Source organism: Leucobacter sp. cx-42, from assembly GCF_014529985.1.
In the GTDB taxonomy this organism is placed as follows: Bacteria; Actinomycetota; Actinomycetes; order Actinomycetales; family Microbacteriaceae; genus Leucobacter.
The window spans coordinates 165111-184125 of sequence record NZ_JACVMU010000001.1 but is presented as its reverse complement, the minus strand read 5'-3'; the positions used below and the strand labels follow the sequence as shown (position 1 = coordinate 184125).

Below are 19015 nucleotides of genomic sequence, written 5' to 3'. Positions count from 1 at the left end.
GTGGTACTCCTCTCGTATTCAGCTCAGAGGAGTACCATGAAGGTCATGCGCCGTTCGAATACCCTCTTACCTTGGGTGGTGTGGGGCGTAGCAGTATTTAGTTATGTCGTCGCCGTCGTCAACCGTTCGTCACTAGCCGCCCTCGGCCCCCAGGCCCAGTCGCACTTCGGCATTGACGCAACAACGCTCGCAATGTTCCCGGTGATTCAGCTCGCCGTATACGCGGGCATGCAGATTCCTGTTGGCATGCTCCTGGACCGCTTTGGATCGAGCCTCATGGTTCTCCTGGGCGGCGCATTTATGTTTATCGGCCAGACGCTGATGGCGACCGTCACCGACCTTCCCCTGGTCGTTGTCGCCCGTATTCTCGTGGGCGCAGGTGATGCGTGCGTCTTCGTGAGCGTGATGAAGATTCTGCCGGAATGGTTTGCGATCAGGCAGATTCCAACGGTGAGCCAGCTCACTGGCTTGCTCGGCCAGGCTGGCCAGCTCGTGTCGGTGATCCCGCTCGCGATTGCTGTTGATCGGTTTGGCTGGCGGTCAGGGTTCCTCGGCATCGCAGCGGTCGCACTGATCGCGATGATCTTGGTCATCGTTGTGATGCGCGACTCACCGCGCTCGCAGACCATTGGTGAGCGGATCATCGGCAAGGAACGAGTCGTCGAAGAGAACGCCCTGACGAAGGCCGCCGCGACAGGTGTCGTCGCAGCGCCGCCGGCAACGTCCATGCTCCCCGTCGTTCGTCAGCGCGTTGACCTCTTCAAGATGGTGCAGCGTTCGCGTCAGATCATTTCGCTGCCTGGTGTGCGCCTGGCATTCTGGATGCACTTCACCTCACCCTTCGCGATGAACGTGTTCGTGCTCCTCTGGGGCACCCCGTTCCTCGTCGGCGGTCTTGGCGTCGATCCTGCGACCGCGAAGGGCATGCTGAGCCTCACGATTATTGCGTCATCCTTTGCCTCGCTGGTGCTCGGCCCGGTGAGCTCGCGTTTCATGGAGCGTCGCGTCGCAATCTACACCGGTATCACGATCGCCCTCGCGGCGGTCTGGACCGCGGTCATCCTGTGGCCGGGCAACCCGCCGATCTGGCTGATCTTTGCCTTGCTCATCATCATGCCCATTGGTGGCCCAGCCTCGATGCTTGCCTTCGAGGTGCAGCGTTCGCACACGCCAAAGAGCTTCGTTGGCTTCGGCACCGGCCTGGTGAACACGGGCGGCTTCATTGCCAGCCTGATCGCGATCTACCTCATCGGCCTCGTCCTCGACCTGGAGGGCGCTGGTACGCCAGAAACTTACTCGCTTGATGCGTTCAAGCTCGCCTTCGCGGTGCAGATTCCGATCTGGCTGTTCGGCCTCGGCATGGTCTTCCTGGAGACTCGGCGCACCAAGGGCTGGATGCGCCGCCACGACCGCAAGCTTCGCTAGCGCTTGCGCGCGCTCGCGTGCGCCTCTACAAACTCTTCGAGGAGCTCAACGAGCAGCCGTGCGCGATCCGCACCCATCAGACTGAATGCGGTGTGGTACTCCTGATAGAAATAGCCGAGACTCTCGGAGAACTTGGCTTTGCCAAGCTCGGAAACGGTGAAGACATACGCCGGGCCTGTGACGCCCCGGCTCCGGGTGAGGTACTCGTGCTGCAGTGCCGCGTTCGCCTGCCGGTTGATTGTCGACTGTTCGAGGTGTAGCTCTTCAGCGATCTGCTTGAGCGTGCGGGGAATGTCGTCAATCAGCAACGCAATAATGCGGAGATCTGCTGCGCCAAGTGGGAGGTGGGCAACTGCCACGCGTCGCTCACGTTCGTAGCGTGTGGTCGCAGCGGCGAATCTCTCTGCGCTTTCTTGCAGGCCTTCTGGGGAGTGAGGCATGGCGGAGTCCCTTCGATGGTCATAGCGACAATACCAGGTGTGTAGAATACATAACCTAACCATTATGTAGCTTACATAATGGTGTGAATTCGAAAGGACTTATGTCTTCCACGCATAACATCGAGACTGAGGAAGCGTATTCAACGGCGCGTTCGCGCCTCATTATCCTGGTGCTGGGCTTCTCAAGCCTGTGCGCATCGCTCATGCAGTCACTGGTCATCCCAGTGCAGAGCCAGCTCCCTGAACTGCTACACACCTCGGCGGCAAACGCATCATGGGTGGTCACTGCGACGCTGCTTGGCGGCGCCGTTGTGATGCCCGTCGCTGGTCGCCTCGCCGACCTCATTGGCAAGCGCCCCGTGCTCATCGCAACCGCATCTCTCATGCTGCTTGGCTCGGTGCTCTGCGCGGTGAGCGATGTGTTCGGCATCGTGATCGTCGGCCGTGTGCTGCAGGGCTTTGCGATGGGGTACATTCCCGTCGCAATTAGTCTGGTGCGCGATGTGACGCCACCTCGGCTCGTCAACGGTGCCATTTCCGGCATTTCCGCGACGCTGGGTGTGGGTGGCGCCCTTGGCCTGCCGATTGCTGCGTGGATGGTGCAGTACTACAGCTGGAACATGCTGTTCTGGCTCGCAGCGACCCTCGCGGCGATTATGGTGGTCCTCGCCGCGACCCTTATTCCGGGCGTGAAGCCCGCAAAGACCGGCCGATTTGACTACATTGGTGCGATCGGACTTGCTGCTGCGCTCGTTGCGATTCTCGTTGGTGTCACCAAGGGCAACGAGTGGGGCTGGGCTTCGTTCTCAACGCTCGGGCTCATTGGTGTTGGTGTCCTGCTGCTCCTCGCGTGGGGCTTCTTTGAGCTCAAGCAGGACGAGCCGCTTGTTGACCTGCACACGACAGCAAAGCTCCCGGTGCTCTTTACCAACCTTGCGGCACTGCTTGTCGGTTTTGGCATGATGGCGCAGACCATTGTGATGCCACAACTGTTGCAGTTGCCGACGGCGACGGGGTACGGCCTTGGGCAGACGATGCTGCAGACGGGTCTCTGGATGGCACCCTCTGGCCTCATGATGCTGCTGTTCTCGCCCATCTCCAGTCGGATGCTCACGCGTTGGGGTGGCCGTCTCACGCTCATCATTGGCGCAATCGTGCTGGCCGCCGGTTATGTTTTCGGCTTCTTCTTCCTTGAGCAGCCGTGGCAGCTGACCCTCGCTGGCTGCATTGCCTGCGCCGGTGTCGGTATCGCCTACGCATCGATGCCGACGCTCATTCTCGCGAACGTGCCGCGTCACGAGGCCGCCTCGAGCGTGGGCGTGAATTCACTCATGCGCTCGATGGGCGGCGCCGTCGCTGGCGCAGTCATGGCTATCGTGTTGACGAGTCAGCTCAGCGAGCTTGGTGCGCCGACGGAGTGGGGCTTTAAGCTCTGCTTCCTCATCGGTGCTGGCGCGGCGCTTGGTGGCGCGCTCCTTACCTCGTTTGTGCCGCGCGGAAATCCTGCGCAGCACTAGGTCGGCGCGGATCCACACAGCAGCGGCCCCCGGTTCAATCGAACCGGGGGCCGCTGCTGTGTGCGGGGGATCGCTAGATCACGTAGAAATCTGCCTCGTCGGGGCGTGGCACGAGTGGCGATCCGCGCCTCGGACGTGGCTGGGCGGGAATGCCGGTGAGCGTCGTCCACGGTTCCGAAGATCGCACGACGACAGCGTTTGAGCCGATCGCGGAGTCGTGCCCGATCTCGATGTTGCCGAGGAGCTTTGCGCCAGCGCCGATCACGACCCGGTCGCCCACCGTCGGATGCCGTTTGCCGCGATCGTGCCCGGTGCCGCCGAGCGTCACGCCATGGTAGATGATGACGTCATCGCCGATGACCGCGGTCTCGCCGATGACCACACCCATGCCGTGGTCGATGAAGAGGCGGCGGCCAATCGTCGCGCCAGGGTGAATTTCGACGCCCGTGAAGAACCGCGCGACCTGCGAGATCGCGCGGGGGAGCGTGCGTGCCCCGCGGCGCCACAATCCGTGCGCGGCGCGGTGCCACCAGACTGCGTGCAACGTTGAGTACAGGAAGAAGATCGAAACTGACCCGCGCGCGGCAGGGTCGCCGACCTTTGCCGCGTTGATGTCTTCGCGAATGCGCGAGAAGAAGGTCATCGGAATCTCCTGGGAGGGTAGTGCTGTCGAACGCACGAAATCGCAAGGCCCGGTCACCTCGCGGTGTGGACCTTGCGATTCGTAGTTGAATTGCGATCGTTCGGGGCGCGGATCGCCCCTCAGATTATGCGTTCAGGTGGTCGTACAGGGGGGTCGAGAAGTAACGCTCACCGAAGTCGGGAATGATGACAACGATGGTCTTGCCTGCGTTCTCGGGGCGCTTTGCAACTTCGACAGCGGCCCAGACGGCTGCGCCGCCCGAGATGCCTGCGAGGATGCCCTCGCTCGTGCCGAGTGCGCGGCCCTTTGCGATGGCGTCTGCGAGCTCAACATCGATGACCTCGTCGTAAATCTCGCGGTCGAGAATGCCAGGGACGAAGTTCGCGCCAAGGCCCTGGATCTTGTGCGGACCAGCGGTGCCCTTGCTCAGGAGCGGCGAGTCGATCGGCTCGACGGCGACGACCTTGATCTCGGGGTTCTGTTCCTTGAGGTAGCCGCCGGTGCCCGAGATGGTGCCGCCGGTGCCGATACCTGCGACGAAGATGTCGACCTTGCCGTCGGTGTCGTTCCAGATCTCGGGGCCAGTGGTTGCGCGGTGAATCGCGGGGTTGGCGGGGTTGTCGAACTGGCGGGCAAGCACTGCGCCGGGGGTCTCAGCAGCGATTTCCTCTGCCTTTGCGACCGCGCCCTTCATGCCGAGGGGTCCCTCGGTGAGTACGATCTCTGCGCCGTATGCTGCGAGCATCTTGCGGCGCTCGATGCTCATGGTCTCGGGCATCGTGAGGATGACGCGGTAGCCACGCGCTGCACCAACGAACGCGAGAGCGATACCGGTGTTGCCACTGGTTGCCTCGACGATGGTGCCGCCTGCAGGAAGCTCGCCCGAGGCTTCGGCTGCGTCGATAATGGCGATGCCGATGCGGTCCTTGACTGAACCAGCGGGGTTGTAGAACTCAAGCTTTGCGAACACCTGAGCGCCTGCGTCCTCAGTGACGCGGTTGAGTCGCACGAGGGGAGTATTGCCAAACGCCTGGGTGATGTTCTCGTAAGTACGGGACATGTGGGTCAAACCTCTTCTGATCGATAACTCGAAGCTAACTTAACTATATCCAAAACTAATGTCATCTTTTACATCGCGTTATAGATGAGTCGAAAAGTTACAGGTGGCTCAAAGCTTGTGGGAAAGTTGTACCCATGACTGATGCCGCGGCTCCCTCCCTTGATTCCCTTTTGCGTGAGGTCGCAGACCAGCTTGCTGCGGCCGGAATCGAGCAGGCGCGCATCGACGCTGAAGTCATGCTCGCCCATGTGCTTGGTGAATCGCGCGGACGGCTGCAGGTCCTCGCGATCATGGGCAAGCGCCCGGCGCCCGAGCAGGTTGCGCGCCTGCGTGCGATGGCTGACGAGCGTGCGGATCGCGTCCCCCTCCAGCACCTCACCGGCAGGGCGCCGTTCCGCCGTATCGAGCTGTCGGTAGGCCCAGGGGTCTTTGTGCCCCGGCCTGAGACGGAAACGGTCGTTGACTGTGCCCTCGCGGAGCTCGAGCGCACCCTCGCGCTTCCCGATCGTGCCGGAGCGGAAGCGCCCATTGTGGTCGACCTCTGCACGGGGAGCGGAACGATCGCGCTCGCGATCGCGAATGAGGTGCCGGACGCCCAGGTATGGGCTGTGGAGAAAAGCGTCGAGGCGCACGCGTGGGCGACGAGAAACGTTGCTGAATGGGGCGATGGACGGGTCACCCTCGTGCAGGGAGACGTCTCCGCGCTGGATCCAGAAATCTTTGAGCCACTCATGGGGCGCGTGGACCTGCTCGTGTCGAACCCGCCGTACGTCCCCTCCGGCATGATTCCGAAAGACCCAGAGGTTCGCGACCACGACCCAGAACTCGCGCTCTACAGCGGCGAAGATGGTCTCGATCTCATCCGGGTTATCGCGCGCATTGGGCGCGGACTCGTGCATGACGGCGGATCACTCGTGCTCGAACATGCGGAACATCAGGGGGAGGCGATCCGCGCCATTCTCACCGCCGCGGGCTGGCACGATGCCGCAACCCACGAAGATCTGACCGGCCGCGACCGGACGACGCTCGCTCGGCGCTAGCGTCCCGGTTGCGGACGTGGCGCGCAGTCAGGTACGCGCGAGTAGAATGAGTAGTTATGGCTGACCTCTTTGACTGCTCCGAACCCTCACAGCTCCTGAGTGGCGTGCGTGCCGCTCGCCAGGCAATTGGGCGCGGCGAGCTCGTGGTCCTGCCGACCGACACCGTTTATGGTGTTGGCGCAGACGCGTTTTCGCCAGAGGCCGTTGAGCGTCTGCTCGCGGCAAAGGGGCGTGGTCGACAGTCGCCGCCACCCGTGCTTATCCCGAATACGGATACGCTCGCAGCACTCGCGCGCGAGGTGACCGAGCCGCTCACCGCACTCGCTGACGCGTTTTGGCCCGGTGCGCTGACGATCATTACGCACGCGAACCCCGCACTCGATTGGGACCTCGGCGATACCGGCGGCACCGTCGCGCTGCGTATTCCGGCGCGTGACCTCACGATTGAGCTGCTGCGTGAGACTGGTCCGCTCGCGGTATCGTCGGCGAACCTCACTGGAGAGCCGGCAGCAACCAACGCCGATGAAGCGAAGGCAATGCTTGGCGACTCGGTTGCTGTGTACCTCGAAGGGGGAGTGGCTGATGGGCTGTCCTCAACGATTGTTGACGCTACTGGCCTGAAGAGCGACGGAACTGGCGCAGTGCGTGTGCTCCGTGTGGGGGCAGTCTCTCCCGAGGCGATCAGCGACGTCCTTGAGCTTGCTGACGTGCAGGTGGTCATCGCGAAGAAGACGCAGCGCGTGGCTCCAGTAGCAGCCGAGGCTGCGGCCGAGACGGCCGTTGAGGCCCCTGCCGATGCTGCTGCCGAGGCTCCCGTCGTGCGCGATACTCCTGAGACGAGCGCAACCGCTGCTGTGGCAGCAGGCGAGGCGACCGAAAGCTAAACATGACCCCGTATCTTGTCGTTGCAGGCGTCGCGGTCGTCGTGACGTTTGTGATGTCGTACGTGGTGTTGCGGCTGAGCCGAAAATTCAAGCTCGCCCCTGAGATCCGTGCACGCGACGTGCACGCGACACCGACGCCACGACTTGGCGGCATCGCGATGTATATCGGTTTGCTCGCCGCATTTGGCGCAGCATATTTCCAGCCCGAGTTCTCTCAGCTCTTCACACAGACCTCTATGGTCTTTGCGCTCACTGGTGCATGCACCCTCATCGCGGTGGTTGGCGTGCTCGATGACCTACTCGAGCTTGACTGGATGGTAAAGCTTGGCGCGCAGTTCGTCGCGACAGGTCTGTTGGCTTGGAGCGGTGTGCAGATTGTGTCACTGCCATTCGGTGACACCCTCATCGTGGGGTCACCGACGATGAACTTTGTGATCACGGTCTTCCTGATGACGTTGGTGATGAACGCCGTCAACTTCATCGATGGACTTGACGGACTCGTCGCTGGCGTCGCGCTCATTGCGAGCACCGCGTTTTTCATCTACACCCGCCTGCTCAACGCACAGCAGGGGCAAGTCGATTCGATTATTTTTGCTGGCTTGATCGCGCTCGTAATCATGGGCATCTGCGCTGGTTTCCTGCCGTACAACTGGAATGGCGCCAAGATGTTCATGGGGGACACCGGCGCACTCCTCGTCGGATTGCTCATGGCAAGCTCGACCGTCGCAGTCACCGGCCAGGTGAATCCAGCCGCGCTGGACATCAAGCTCGTGATCGCGAGTTACATTCCGATCATCCTGCCGGTCGCGGTTCTCGCACTCCCGCTTGCTGACTTCACCATGGCGGTGCTCCGGCGACTCAGGGCCGGCAAGAGCCCATTTGAGGCGGATCGTAAGCATCTGCACCATCGACTGCTCGACATGGGCCACTCGCCCGTTCAGGCGGTACTCGTGTTCTACCTTGGCACCGCAGTAATCTCGATCGCCGTGCTCCTGGTGTTCACGCTGCAAAGCTATGTGATTCCGAGCATCGTCGCAGTGGTTGGCACCGTGGCCTGCCTGCTGCTGCTCATGTTCCCCGCACAACGCTTGCGGGACGGCGCGGTGCGCCGAGGCTTGATACCTTGGAAACCTAGCGCTCACAAAGCGCCTGACCATACTTCCGTCATTTCTGCGGCTCCCGCAGTGTCGATGACGAACGAAAGGACTCCAGAGTGAGCTCACCATTGCAGCCCGGTGCCGCAGAACAGGGTGCATCAGAGTACCCCATGCCGACGTCGCAGCCTATGCTGTTGCGAGGCATTCGCTGGGGCATCATCACCACGATCGCCGCAATGGTCGTGTTTGCTGGGGTTGGCTTCCTTGTCTCAGACACGCGCGGCCTCTACGGTGGCCTCATCGGCGCCGCTATTGGCGGCGTTATGCTGCTGATGACCGTCGGAAGTATCGCATTTGGCAATCGCTTCGTCGCGAGCCCCATGTATCTCCAAATCTTCTTCATGATCGTGCTTGGCGCATGGGTTGTGAAGCTCATCGGCTTCGTCGTTGCGGCGTTGCTGTTGAAGAACCAGCCCTGGCTGGATCCAAAGATGCTCTTTATCTCACTGGTCGTAACGGTGCTCGTTTCGATCGTGCTTGATGCGATCATCGTGGCGCGCGCACGCGTGCCCTATGGCGTATCACTCCCTGAGTAAGACAAAAACACCAATATTTCGCGTTTTGTTTGTGCAAAACGCGGTAAGTCCAGGCCCCGAGTTTCACCCGGGGCGAAATATTGCTAGGATATGTTCGTTCCCTGCCGGGCTTTGACGCTGTAGAGCGCGAGTCGCGGGCCGGGGCACGATCATCGTTCGAGCCGTGCGGTCAAGCCGCACCGAATCAGGAGAATGGCGCTGTTCGCTAAGGCTATGCACCTCGTTGCCCCCGGTCCTTTCAGTCTCGCAGAGGGTGGCTTCCACGGACCATCCCTGGATGACTTCTTCCCCGCAGCGGTTCTCTTCGAAGGCACTCCCTTCGAAATGAACCGCATCATGATCATTCGAATGATCATGGTTGTAGTACTGCTGGTCCTTTTCTGGCTGGGCACCCGTAACCTTCGAGTCATCCCGGGCCGCGGCCAGGGCGTACTCGAGTTCGCTCTCGACTTCGTTCGCAAGAACGTCATTGAGGAGCAGCTTGGTATCAAGGAGGGTCGCCGTTTCGCGCCCCTGCTGATGTCGATCTTCTTCTTGACGTTCGCGTTCAACGTCACGGGCATTATCCCGGGCTTCAACATCGCCGCATCGTCGGTTGTTGGTTACCCGATCTTCATGGCACTCGTCGCGTACGTTGCCTTCATTTACGCGGGTCTGAAGAAGCACCCGGGTAAGTTCCTCAAGAACTCGCTCTTCCCCGCAGGCGTGCCCAAGGTGATGTACATCCTTGTCACCCCGGTTGAGTTCCTGTCGACGTTCATCATGCGTCCGGTCACCCTTGCACTGCGACTCCTCATGAACATGCTCGTCGGCCACATGATCTTGGTTCTGCTCTTCGCAGCTACCAACTTCTTCATCCTGAATGCTGGCGGTCTTTTCCCGCTGCTGGGTGTTGGTACCTTCGCCTTCGGCTTCGCGTTCACGCTCTTCGAGCTGTTCGTTGCTGGCCTCCAGGCGTACGTCTTTACTCTGCTCACCGCTCTTTACATCCAGCTCGCGCTGGCTGACGAGCACTAATAAACCCCTGAGTTCGGCTCCCGCCGCACTCATAACGGAAGGAAACACTTAACGTGTCTGTTCTCGCTGAAATCTCGGGCAACATCGCAACCGTTGGCTACGGCCTCGCAGCAATCGGCCCCGCAATTGGTGTGGCAATCGTTGTTGGCAAGACCATCGAAAGCACCGCTCGCCAGCCTGAGCTCGCTGGCAAGCTCCAGGGCATGATGTGGATCGGTATCGCATTCACCGAGATGCTCGCGCTTATCGGTGTTGCAACCTACTTCATCTTCGCTTAATCACCCCACCTTTCCCTAGTCTCGAAAGGGAGGCAAGATGAATCAGGCAGTGCAGTTTGCTGCAGAAGGCGCGGCTCAGAACCCGCTTCTGCCCGCAACGTACGATATCGTCTGGTCGGCGATTGCGTTCATCATCATCCTCGTCGCTTTCTGGAAGGTCTTCCTCCCGAAGGTGCAGGTCATGCTTGACGCACGCGCTGAGGCTATTGAGGGCAACATCGCGAAGGCTGATGAAGCTCAGGCCCAGGCTGAGGCGGCTCTTCAGGAGTACACCGCTCAGCTTGCAAGCGCACGACAGGAAGCAGGCGACATTCGCGAGTCTGCTCGCGTCGATGCAACCAAGATTGTTGCAAAGGCCAAGGACGACGCAGTTGCTGAGGCAACCCGCGTAACCCAGGCTGCTCAGGTTCAGATCGAAGCAGAGCGCCAGAGCGCAGTCGTTTCGCTCCGCAAGGACGTTGGCTCGCTCGCAATCGACCTCGCTTCTGGCGTGGTTGGCGAGTCGCTCACTGACGACCAGAAGGCTTCGGCTCTGGTTGATCGCTTCCTCGCTGAGCTCGAGGCTTCTGAGAAGGCGGCTAACTAATGGGAAGCGCGTCACGCGAAAGCCTCGCGGCACTGCGCGCGAACCTTGGTTCGGCAGCCGATCAGGGCGTCGGAACGTCGCTGCTCGGAGCAGCTGGTGAGCTTGAAAAGGCTCCCGCTCTCGTTGCAGCACTCGTTGATGCTTCTGCTTCGGCGGATGCGAAGTCGGCGCTGGTTGCTCGCGTGTTCGCGCAGCTTCCCGCTGGCTCGCAGTCGATCCTCGGCGCCGCTTCGGCGCTTGGGTGGTCGAGCAGCGACGAGTTCGTAGCGGGCATTGAAGAGCTCGGCCTCCGCGCCGCAGCTCAGTCCTCGAACGAGATCGTAGACGAGCTGCTCGCAATTGCGGGCGTTATCGACAGCGATCACGAGCTCGAGCTCAACCTCGGTAGCAAGCTCGCTCCTGCAGCAGACAAGGTTGCGCTTCTGCGCCGCCTCGTTGAGGGCAAGGTCAGCGAAACCGCTACCGCAGTTGCAACGCATCTCGCAGCATTCCCTCGCGGTCGTCGCCTTGGTGCGGCACTCCGTGAGGCAGCGCGCATCGCGGCAGACCAGGCGGGCTTCGAGCTCGCTACGGTCACCGTCGCCGGTGCGCTCAGCTCCTCGCAGCAGTCACGACTTGCTTCGATTCTCGAAGCAACCGCAGGCCGTCCGGTAAAGGTCACCACGGTGACCGACGCGACCATCATCGGTGGTATTCGCATCCAGATGGCTGACGACATCATTGACGGCAGCGTTCAGGCACGCCTGGACGATCTTCGTCAGCGTCTCGCAGCGTAGAGCACAACATACCTAACCCGGGGGCGGCGCTTCCGGACCAGACAGAGGAAACGAAATGGCAGAACTCTCAATCAGCCCGGATGAGATCCGCGACGCGCTGAAGGATTTCGCAGCGTCGTACGAGCCGGCTCAGGCGGGTAAGACCGAGGTCGGAACGGTCATCGACGCCGCCGACGGTATTGCTCACGTCGAGGGCCTCCCCGGCGTTATGGCAAACGAGCTCATCCGCTTTGCGGATGGCACCCTGGGCCTCGCCCAGAACCTTGAAGAGAACGAGATCGGCGTTGTCGTTCTCGGTGAATTCGGCGGCATCGAAGAGGGCCAGCAGGTCACTCGTACCGGCGAAGTTCTCTCGGTACCCGTAGGCGAGGGCTACCTCGGCCGCGTGGTCAACCCGCTGGGTGAGCCCATTGACGGTCTCGGCGAGATCGCTGGCATCGAGGGCCGTCGTGCGCTCGAGCTCCAGGCTCCCGGCGTTATGCAGCGTAAGTCGGTTCACGAGCCGCTGCAGACCGGTATCAAGGCAATCGACGCGATGATCCCCGTTGGCCGTGGCCAGCGTCAGCTCATCATTGGCGACCGCCAGACCGGTAAGACCGCTATCGCGATCGACACCATCATCAACCAGAAGGCTAACTGGGAGACCGGCGACAAGTCGAAGCAGGTTCGCTGCATCTACGTCGCTATCGGCCAGAAGGGCTCGACCATCGCTTCGGTGAAGGGCGCGCTCGAGGACGCAGGCGCAATGGAGTACACCACCATTGTTGCTTCGCCCGCATCTGATCCCGCAGGCTTCAAGTACCTCGCACCGTACACCGGTTCGGCAATCGGCCAGCACTGGATGTACGACGGCAAGCACGTCCTCATCATCTTTGATGATCTGTCGAAGCAGGCTGAGGCTTACCGTGCCGTTTCGCTGCTCCTCCGTCGTCCGCCGGGGCGCGAGGCATACCCCGGTGACGTCTTCTACTTGCACTCGCGCCTGCTGGAGCGTTGTGCAAAGCTCTCGGACGAGCTCGGTGCAGGTTCGATGACCGGTCTTCCGATCATCGAGACCAAGGCGAACGACGTCTCGGCATACATCCCGACCAACGTGATCTCGATCACCGATGGCCAGATCTTCCTCCAGTCGGACCTCTTCAACGCTAACCAGCGTCCCGCAGTTGATGTGGGTATCTCGGTTTCGCGTGTTGGCGGCGACGCACAGGTGAAGTCGATCAAGAAGGTCTCGGGTACCTTGAAGCTTGAGCTCGCTCAGTATCGTGCACTCGAGGCGTTCGCAATGTTCGCTTCGGATCTCGACGCAGCAAGCCGCAAGCAGCTCGAGCGTGGCGCACGCCTCACCGAGCTCCTCAAGCAGCCCCAGTACTCGCCGTACGCTGTCGAAGAGCAGACCGTTTCGATCTGGGCTGGCACCAAGGGCTTCCTTGATGACGTCCCCGTTGAGGACATCCTCCGCTTCGAGCGCGAGTTCCTCGACTTCCTCGGCCGTAACTCGGACGCGCTTTCGAACCTCGCTTCGACCAACGTCCTCTCGGACGAAATCGTTGCAGAGCTCACCGCGAAGATCGAGAAGTTCAAGAGCGAGTTCCGCACTGCAGAGGGCAAGACCCTCGCAGAGCAGTTCAACGCCCTTGACGAGTCCGAGATCAAGCAGGAGCAGCTGGTCGTCAAGAAGTAGTTGCTGACAGGGTGGGGGCTTCGGCCCCCACCCGTCACCTCAACTTTTAGACACTAGCCTCAAGCAAACAGGAGAGACATGGGAGCGCAACTTCGGGTCTACCGGCAGCGAATTAAGTCTGCCCAGACGACCAAGAAGATCACCCGTGCGATGGAGTTGATCGCGGCTTCGCGCATTCAAAAGGCACGAGCCCGCGTTGACGCATCGAACCCCTACACCGACGCGATCACTCGCGCGGTGTCGGCGGTCGCCACGCACGCGAAGACTGATCACCCGCTGCTCACGGAGGCCGACAAGGTCACCCGCGCCGCTGTGGTGATTTTCACCTCCGACCGCGGACTCGCTGGCGCGTTCAACTCGCAGGTTCTCCGGGAAGCCGAAGAGCTCAGCGAGCTGCTTCGCTCAGAGGGCAAGGAAGTTAGCTACTACCTCGTTGGCAACAAGGCCAAGGGGTACTTCAACTTCCGCCGTCGTTCTTCGGAGCGCATCTGGGCCGGCGATACCGAGAACCCCACATTCGAGACTGCTAAGGAAATCTCTGAGGCTGTCATCGAGGCGTTCCTTCGCCCCGCAGAAGAGGGTGGCGTCCAGGAAATTCACCTGGTCTTCAACCGCTTCATCAGCATGGTGACTCAGGCACCGCAGGTTACCCGCCTGCTCCCGCTGCAGATCGTCGACGGCGTTGACGAGAGCGTAGAGGCTCAGCCTCTCTACTCGTTCGAGCCCGAGGCAGACGTCGTTCTCGACAAGCTGCTCCCTGACTACATTGAGTCGCGTATCTTCAACGCACTTCTTGAGTCGGCAGCTTCGAAGCACGCGGCAACGCAGAAGGCGATGAAGGCGGCAAGTGATAATGCGGATTCGTTGATCCGTGATTACACCCGCCTCGCGAACAACGCTCGCCAGGCTGAGATCACCCAGCAGATTTCTGAGATTGTGGGCGGCGCTGACGCGCTGTCCAACTAAGACACGCACGAAGAGAGAAGAGACATGACCGAAACCGCCGCAGTGGCGAATGAGGCCAAGGTTGTCGGGCGCATTGCTCGCGTAACCGGCCCCGTCGTCGACATCGAGTTCCCGCACGACGCGATCCCCGCCGTGTACAACGCGCTCGAGACCACCGTCGACATGGGCGAAGGCGCACAGCCTTTCACGCTCGTGCTCGAGGTTGCTCAGCACCTCGGTGACAATCTCGTTCGCGCGATTGCACTGAAGCCGACTGACGGCCTGGTCCGTGGCCAGGAAGTTGCTGACACCGGTGCACCGATCTCGGTTCCCGTTGGCGACATCACCAAGGGCAAGGTCTTCGACGTTGCTGGTAACGTCCTCAACCTGCCTGATGGCGAGACCATCGAGGTTACCGAGCGTTGGGGCATCCACCGCACTCCTCCGGCATTCGACCAGCTCGAGTCGAAGACTCAGCTCTTCGAGACCGGCATCAAGTCGATCGACCTTCTGACCCCCTACGTTCAGGGCGGCAAGATTGGTCTGTTCGGTGGTGCAGGCGTTGGTAAGACCGTCCTCATCCAGGAGATGATCCAGCGTGTGGCTCAGGACCACGGTGGTGTTTCGGTCTTCGCAGGTGTCGGCGAGCGTACCCGTGAGGGTAACGACCTGATTCACGAGATGGAAGAAGCAGGCGTCTTCGACAAGACCGCACTTGTTTTCGGCCAGATGGATGAGCCCCCCGGGACGCGTCTTCGCGTTGCGCTCTCGGCTCTGACCATGGCTGAGTACTTCCGTGATGTTCAGAAGCAGGACGTTCTCCTCTTCATCGATAACATCTTCCGCTTCACGCAGGCTGGCTCGGAGGTTTCGACCCTTCTCGGCCGTATGCCTTCGGCAGTGGGCTACCAGCCGAACCTCGCGGACGAGATGGGCATCCTCCAGGAGCGCATCACCTCGACCCGTGGTCACTCGATTACGTCGCTTCAGGCAATTTACGTGCCTGCGGATGACTACACCGACCCGGCTCCGGCAACCACCTTCGCGCACCTCGATGCAACTACCGAGCTTTCGCGTGAGATCGCATCGAAGGGTCTCTACCCCGCGATCGATCCGCTGACCTCGTCGTCGCGCATCATGGATCCCCGTTACTTGGGCGAGGATCACTACCGCGTGGCTACCACCGTCAAGCAGATCCTGCAGAAGAACAAGGAACTCCAGGAGATCATCGCCATCCTCGGTGTCGACGAGCTCTCGGAAGAAGACAAGATTACGGTTGCACGCGCACGCCGTATCCAGCAGTTCCTCTCGCAGAACACCTACATGGCGAAGAAGTTCACCGGTGTTGAGGGTTCGACCGTCCCCCTTAAGGAGACCATCGAGTCGTTCGATGCGATCGCAAAGGGCGAGTTCGACCATGTTGCAGAGCAGGCGTTCTTCAACGTCGGCGGCATCTCGGACGTCGAGGAAAACTGGGCACGTATGCAGAAGGAAATGGCTTAGTCCATGGCTGCACTCAACGTCAGCGTGGTCTCCGCTACCAGCAAGCTCTGGTCGGGAGAAGCCACCCAGGTGGTCGCGCGGACCGTCGAAGGCGAGATCGGCATCCTTGCTGGTCACGAGCCCTTCCTCGCACTGCTCGCTCAGGGTGAGGTGCGTGTGAAGACTGTTGCAGGCGAGACCATCACGGTCAACGCTGAAGACGGTTTCTTCTCGGTCGACAACGACAACGTGACCGTGGTCGCGGGTACGGCAGTTCTGGCCTAACCCTCCCACGCGGTTACCGCAGGGCCGGTTCGCTTTACGCGACCGGCCCTGCGCCATTTCTAAGGAAAATACATGAGAGTTCTTCTGCCACCGTCCGAGACGAAACGTCTTGGCGGATCGGGTCTTCCAGAGACCCTGTCATTCGCAGAGGAACTCACCGCTGCTCGGTCTTCAGTGCGAGACGCGCTCATTACGCTCAGCCGTGATGAGGACGCCGCGATCCGCGCTCTGAAGCTCGGAGTCAAGAACCGCGGTGACGCAGCGTTGAACCTCGTGCTCGACGCGGGGGAGCTATTGCCAGCGATTGAGCGCTACACGGGAGTGCTGTACGACGCACTCGACGTTGAGTCGCTCTCGCCCGAGGCACGCTCCTGGGTTGACGATCACGTGTGTGTCCAGTCAGCGCTCTATGGACTTATCGCAGCGACGGATGCGATTCCCAGCTACCGACTGTCTGCCTCAACGCGTCTGCCTGCGCTCGCGCGCCCGCTGAAGCGGGTCTGGCAAGACGCTCACGCCGAGATCTGGGACACGGACGATTACGTGCTCGATCTGCGTGCCAAAGACTACGCCGCACTCGCCCCGCTTCCTGCCGGCGCGGGTGACTCGGTGAATGTGTTGAGCCGTGCCGAAGATGGCACCGTGCGTGCACTCAATCATTTCAATAAAGCCGGTAAGGGTGCGCTCGTGCGTGCGCTTGCCGAATCGGGCGCTGAGGTTCACTCCCGTGCCGATCTACTTGCTTGGGCTGCAGCGAATGAGCTGGAGTTGAGCGAGGCGGAGACTGATCCGCACAACTCCCCACTTCAACTCGTGACGAACGTTGGCGCGCCAGGCGCTCGGTGAAGTCGGATACGCGGAGAATAGAATGACAGTCCAACCCTCAGGAGGAGAACCGGTGATCGGTCGTGGAGAGAACGCTGTAAGGCGGAGGCTTCGTGTCTCTGCGGAGAGCGAGCTCGAGGTCGAACTTTCGTGGTTCGCACTGACCGATGTCGGTCGCCGTCGCGAGACGAACCAGGACAGCTTCGTGGTGACCCCTCCCGTGTTTGCGGTTGCTGACGGCATGGGCGGTCACTCCGCTGGCGAGGTTGCGTCGGCAGCTGTCGTGAACCGGCTCGCCGAGTTGCGCGATGATTTCACTGCGACTGAACAGAGCATTGAAACCCTCCTGACGCAGGCCGTGAGTGATATTCAGGTCGACGCTGGTGACACTGACCTCGGCGCTGGTACGACCGTTACGGGTGCGCTGCTCTCGAGCGAAGAAGAGACTCCGGTCTGGCGCATCTTCAACATTGGTGATTCTCGTGTGTACCAATACTTCAAGGGCGCGCTGAGCCAGATCACCGTTGATCACTCAGTAGTCCAGCATCTGATCGATACCGGTGCGATTACTGAGGAAGAAGCAGAGACGCACCCGCACGCAAACGTCATCACGCGCGCCGTTGGCTTCAACGAGCCTCCCGTGCCCGATTACACGACGCTCGCGACGATCGCTGGCCAGCGCCTCCTCCTGTGCTCTGATGGACTCGTCAAGGAGCTAACTGACCTCGGCATTCAGTACTTCCTCGCGAATTCCTCCACCGCAGAAGATGCAGCTCATGCGCTGCTCAAGGAAGCCCTCGACAACTCAGGCCGCGACAACGTTACGGTCGTGATTATCGACGTGCACTCCGTCGGTGATGTCATTGACACCGGGAGTTTCATTCTCGACGCAGAGGCAGACGAGGCGTAATTCGGGCGCGGATCAGCGCAACGCCTACCGCCTACATAGTTCAGCGCCCCGATTCCTTTGGGAACCGGGGCGCTGAACTATTTCCGTGTGTGCGAGTTACGCAGCTGCGAGGGCCTCGTCCATAACGGTGATGACCTCTGCAATGAGCTCGTCGGTCATCTTGAGCGACGGCAGCAGGCGGATCGCCTGGTTGTAGACACCGGTCGAGAGCAGCAGAACGCCGTTCTTGGCCGCGTAGTCGACGACGTGTGCAACGAGATCAGCGTCGGGAGTCGTGGTGCCGGGCTTCGAGTACTCGATAGCGAGCATGGCACCGTGACCGCGAACGTCTGAGACAGCCTCGTACTTTTCCTGGAGGCCACGCAGGCCAGCCATGAACGAAGCCTCGATGCGCTGCGCCTCTGCGAGGAGGTTCTGCGACTCGATCTGCTCGAACACTGCAACCGCAGCTGCACAGGAAACGGGGTTGCCGCCGAAGGTGCCGCCGAGGCCGCCGGGCTGCGACTTGTCCATGATCTCTGCACGGCCGGTGACGCCAGCGAGGGGGAGACCGCCCGCGATGCCCTTTGCGGTGAGGATCAGGTCAGGCTGCACTCCGAAGTGCTGGAACGAGAACATCTTGCCCGAACGAGCGATGCCCGCCTGGACCTCATCAGCGATGAAGACGATGCCGTTCTCGCGGCACCACTCAGCGAGCGCGGGGAGGTAGCCGTCTGCGGGAACAACGAAGCCGCCCTCGCCCTGGATGGGCTCGAAGACGAGGCAAGCGAGGTCTTCCGCGCCGGCTGCCTTCTCGAGGTAAGCGATGGTGCGTGCTGCTGCCTCTGCACCGGTCAGGCCGTCGTGAAGCGGGTACGAGTTGGGAGCCTTGTAGATGTTGCCTGCGCGGGGGCCGTAACCCTGTGCGTAGGGAGCGCCCTTGTGGTTCATGCTCGAGGTGAGGAGCGTACGGCCGTGGAATGCGTGCTCAAGCACAGCAACGCCGGGGCGGCCGGTGTGCTTACGCGCGATCTTCACGCCGTTCTCGACTGCCTCGGAGCCCGAGTTCACGAGGACGGTCTTGTACTTCTCGTCTGCCGAAGCGTACTTTGCGAGGTACTCAGCGACCTGCACGTACTGCTCGTACGGGGTCATGGTGAAGAGCGTGTGGGTGACCTTACCCATCTGCTCGCGTGCCGCAGCGACGACAGCGTCGTCGGTGTGGCCGATGGTGGTGACGCCGATGCCGCCACACACGTCGATGATGCTGTTGCCATCAACGTCGATGATGATCGAGTCGTGTGCACGCTCGATGTAGACGGGGAGGAGGCTGTGAACGCCGGGCGGAACTACTTCCTGGCGACGTGCGTGCAGCTCCTGCGAACGGGGGCCGGGGATATCGGTCACGACGTTGCGCTTCTGGGGGATGGTGTTTTCCGTAACGATGGCTTCGCTCATGCGCTTAATCTTACTCCTGCGACCCGAAATTCCAGTCTGTTACGGGCGCGATCGTAAAGAACCGGTGCGTAAATGTGTGGTGTCGGACGCA

Annotated in this window: 20 protein-coding genes; 16 read left to right on the top strand and 4 right to left on the bottom strand. The window is 61.1% G+C overall.

What is annotated here, in order from left to right:
• Nucleotides 1-45 precede the first annotated feature (45 nt).
• Entirely contained in the window at nucleotides 46-1425 is a 1380-nt protein-coding gene (locus ICM05_RS00805; RefSeq protein ID WP_188022661.1) for a nitrate/nitrite transporter, read from the top strand.
• Here the strand turns inward: ICM05_RS00805 and ICM05_RS00800 are convergent.
• Nucleotides 1422-1865, bottom strand: coding sequence for a MarR family winged helix-turn-helix transcriptional regulator (locus ICM05_RS00800; RefSeq protein ID WP_188022660.1), 444 nt, complete (start codon nucleotides 1863-1865; stop codon nucleotides 1422-1424). The two genes, ICM05_RS00805 and ICM05_RS00800, sit on opposite strands and share 4 nt — an antisense overlap.
• Nucleotides 1866-1966: 101 nt before the next feature.
• Here ICM05_RS00800 and ICM05_RS00795 point away from each other — a divergent pair, with 101 nt between their 5' ends.
• A complete protein-coding gene (locus tag ICM05_RS00795; RefSeq protein WP_188022659.1) occupies nucleotides 1967-3382 on the top strand; it encodes an MFS transporter in 1416 nt (471 codons plus the stop codon).
• Between the two features lie 73 nt (nucleotides 3383-3455).
• Here the strand turns inward: ICM05_RS00795 and epsC are convergent, their stop codons facing one another.
• On the bottom strand, nucleotides 3456-4025 hold the full coding sequence (gene epsC / locus ICM05_RS00790) for a serine O-acetyltransferase EpsC (RefSeq protein WP_188022658.1): 570 nt from the start codon (nucleotides 4023-4025) through the stop codon (nucleotides 3456-3458).
• Between the two features lie 124 nt (nucleotides 4026-4149).
• Complete coding sequence (gene cysK / locus ICM05_RS00785; RefSeq protein ID WP_188022657.1) at nucleotides 4150-5085, bottom strand: cysteine synthase A; 936 nt, start codon at nucleotides 5083-5085, stop codon at nucleotides 4150-4152.
• A gap of 134 nt (nucleotides 5086-5219) precedes the next feature.
• Between cysK and prmC the strand changes: the two genes are divergently transcribed.
• The 14 genes from prmC (at nucleotide 5220) to ICM05_RS00715 (ending at nucleotide 17487) form a co-directional block, all read left to right on the top strand.
• Nucleotides 5220-6125 carry a peptide chain release factor N(5)-glutamine methyltransferase gene (prmC, locus tag ICM05_RS00780; protein ID WP_188022656.1) on the top strand — a complete coding sequence of 302 codons (906 nt, stop codon included), beginning with the start codon at nucleotides 5220-5222 and terminating at the stop codon, nucleotides 6123-6125.
• A 56-nt stretch (nucleotides 6126-6181) separates the two neighbouring features.
• Nucleotides 6182-7009 (top strand): L-threonylcarbamoyladenylate synthase, encoded by an 828-nt coding sequence (locus ICM05_RS00775; RefSeq protein ID WP_188022655.1) that lies wholly within the window; start codon nucleotides 6182-6184, stop codon nucleotides 7007-7009.
• A 2-nt stretch (nucleotides 7010-7011) separates the two neighbouring features.
• A complete protein-coding gene (locus ICM05_RS00770; RefSeq protein WP_188022654.1) occupies nucleotides 7012-8226 on the top strand; it encodes an MraY family glycosyltransferase in 1215 nt (404 codons plus the stop codon).
• Nucleotides 8223-8702: a 3-oxoacyl-ACP reductase gene (locus ICM05_RS00765; protein WP_353055775.1), complete on the top strand. Its 480-nt coding sequence runs from the start codon at nucleotides 8223-8225 to the stop codon at nucleotides 8700-8702. The genes ICM05_RS00770 and ICM05_RS00765 overlap by 4 nt, the downstream gene beginning before the upstream one ends.
• A gap of 192 nt (nucleotides 8703-8894) precedes the next feature.
• Entirely contained in the window at nucleotides 8895-9719 is an 825-nt protein-coding gene (atpB, locus tag ICM05_RS00760) for a F0F1 ATP synthase subunit A (protein ID WP_251364425.1), read from the top strand.
• Between the two features lie 53 nt (nucleotides 9720-9772).
• Entirely contained in the window at nucleotides 9773-9997 is a 225-nt protein-coding gene (atpE, locus tag ICM05_RS00755) for an ATP synthase F0 subunit C (RefSeq protein WP_025133963.1), read from the top strand.
• Between the two features lie 37 nt (nucleotides 9998-10034).
• Nucleotides 10035-10583 (top strand): F0F1 ATP synthase subunit B, encoded by a 549-nt coding sequence (locus ICM05_RS00750; RefSeq protein ID WP_188022653.1) that lies wholly within the window; start codon nucleotides 10035-10037, stop codon nucleotides 10581-10583.
• Complete coding sequence (gene atpH, locus ICM05_RS00745; RefSeq protein WP_188022652.1) at nucleotides 10583-11359, top strand: ATP synthase F1 subunit delta; 777 nt, start codon at nucleotides 10583-10585, stop codon at nucleotides 11357-11359. Before ICM05_RS00750 ends, atpH begins: the two co-directional genes overlap by 1 nt.
• Nucleotides 11360-11414: 55 nt before the next feature.
• The gene (gene atpA / locus ICM05_RS00740; protein WP_188022651.1) at nucleotides 11415-13040 is read left to right on the top strand and encodes a F0F1 ATP synthase subunit alpha; all 1626 of its coding nucleotides are present in this window, start codon (nucleotides 11415-11417) and stop codon (nucleotides 13038-13040) included.
• A 78-nt stretch (nucleotides 13041-13118) separates the two neighbouring features.
• A complete protein-coding gene (locus ICM05_RS00735; protein ID WP_188022650.1) occupies nucleotides 13119-14006 on the top strand; it encodes a F0F1 ATP synthase subunit gamma in 888 nt (295 codons plus the stop codon).
• A gap of 24 nt (nucleotides 14007-14030) precedes the next feature.
• Nucleotides 14031-15488 carry a F0F1 ATP synthase subunit beta gene (atpD, locus tag ICM05_RS00730; protein WP_188022649.1) on the top strand — a complete coding sequence of 486 codons (1458 nt, stop codon included), beginning with the start codon at nucleotides 14031-14033 and terminating at the stop codon, nucleotides 15486-15488.
• A gap of 3 nt (nucleotides 15489-15491) precedes the next feature.
• Nucleotides 15492-15752 carry a F0F1 ATP synthase subunit epsilon gene (locus ICM05_RS00725; protein WP_188022648.1) on the top strand — a complete coding sequence of 87 codons (261 nt, stop codon included), beginning with the start codon at nucleotides 15492-15494 and terminating at the stop codon, nucleotides 15750-15752.
• Nucleotides 15753-15824: 72 nt separating this feature from the next.
• Complete coding sequence (locus ICM05_RS00720; RefSeq protein ID WP_188022647.1) at nucleotides 15825-16598, top strand: YaaA family protein; 774 nt, start codon at nucleotides 15825-15827, stop codon at nucleotides 16596-16598.
• 52 nt (nucleotides 16599-16650) lie between these two features.
• Nucleotides 16651-17487 (top strand): protein phosphatase 2C domain-containing protein, encoded by an 837-nt coding sequence (locus ICM05_RS00715; RefSeq protein WP_188022646.1) that lies wholly within the window; start codon nucleotides 16651-16653, stop codon nucleotides 17485-17487.
• 96 nt (nucleotides 17488-17583) lie between these two features.
• On the opposite strand, the gene ICM05_RS00710 is transcribed toward ICM05_RS00715, so the two are convergent.
• The gene (locus tag ICM05_RS00710) at nucleotides 17584-18924 is read right to left on the bottom strand and encodes an aminotransferase class III-fold pyridoxal phosphate-dependent enzyme (RefSeq protein WP_188022645.1); all 1341 of its coding nucleotides are present in this window, start codon (nucleotides 18922-18924) and stop codon (nucleotides 17584-17586) included.
• Between the last annotated feature and the right edge of the window lie 91 nt (nucleotides 18925-19015).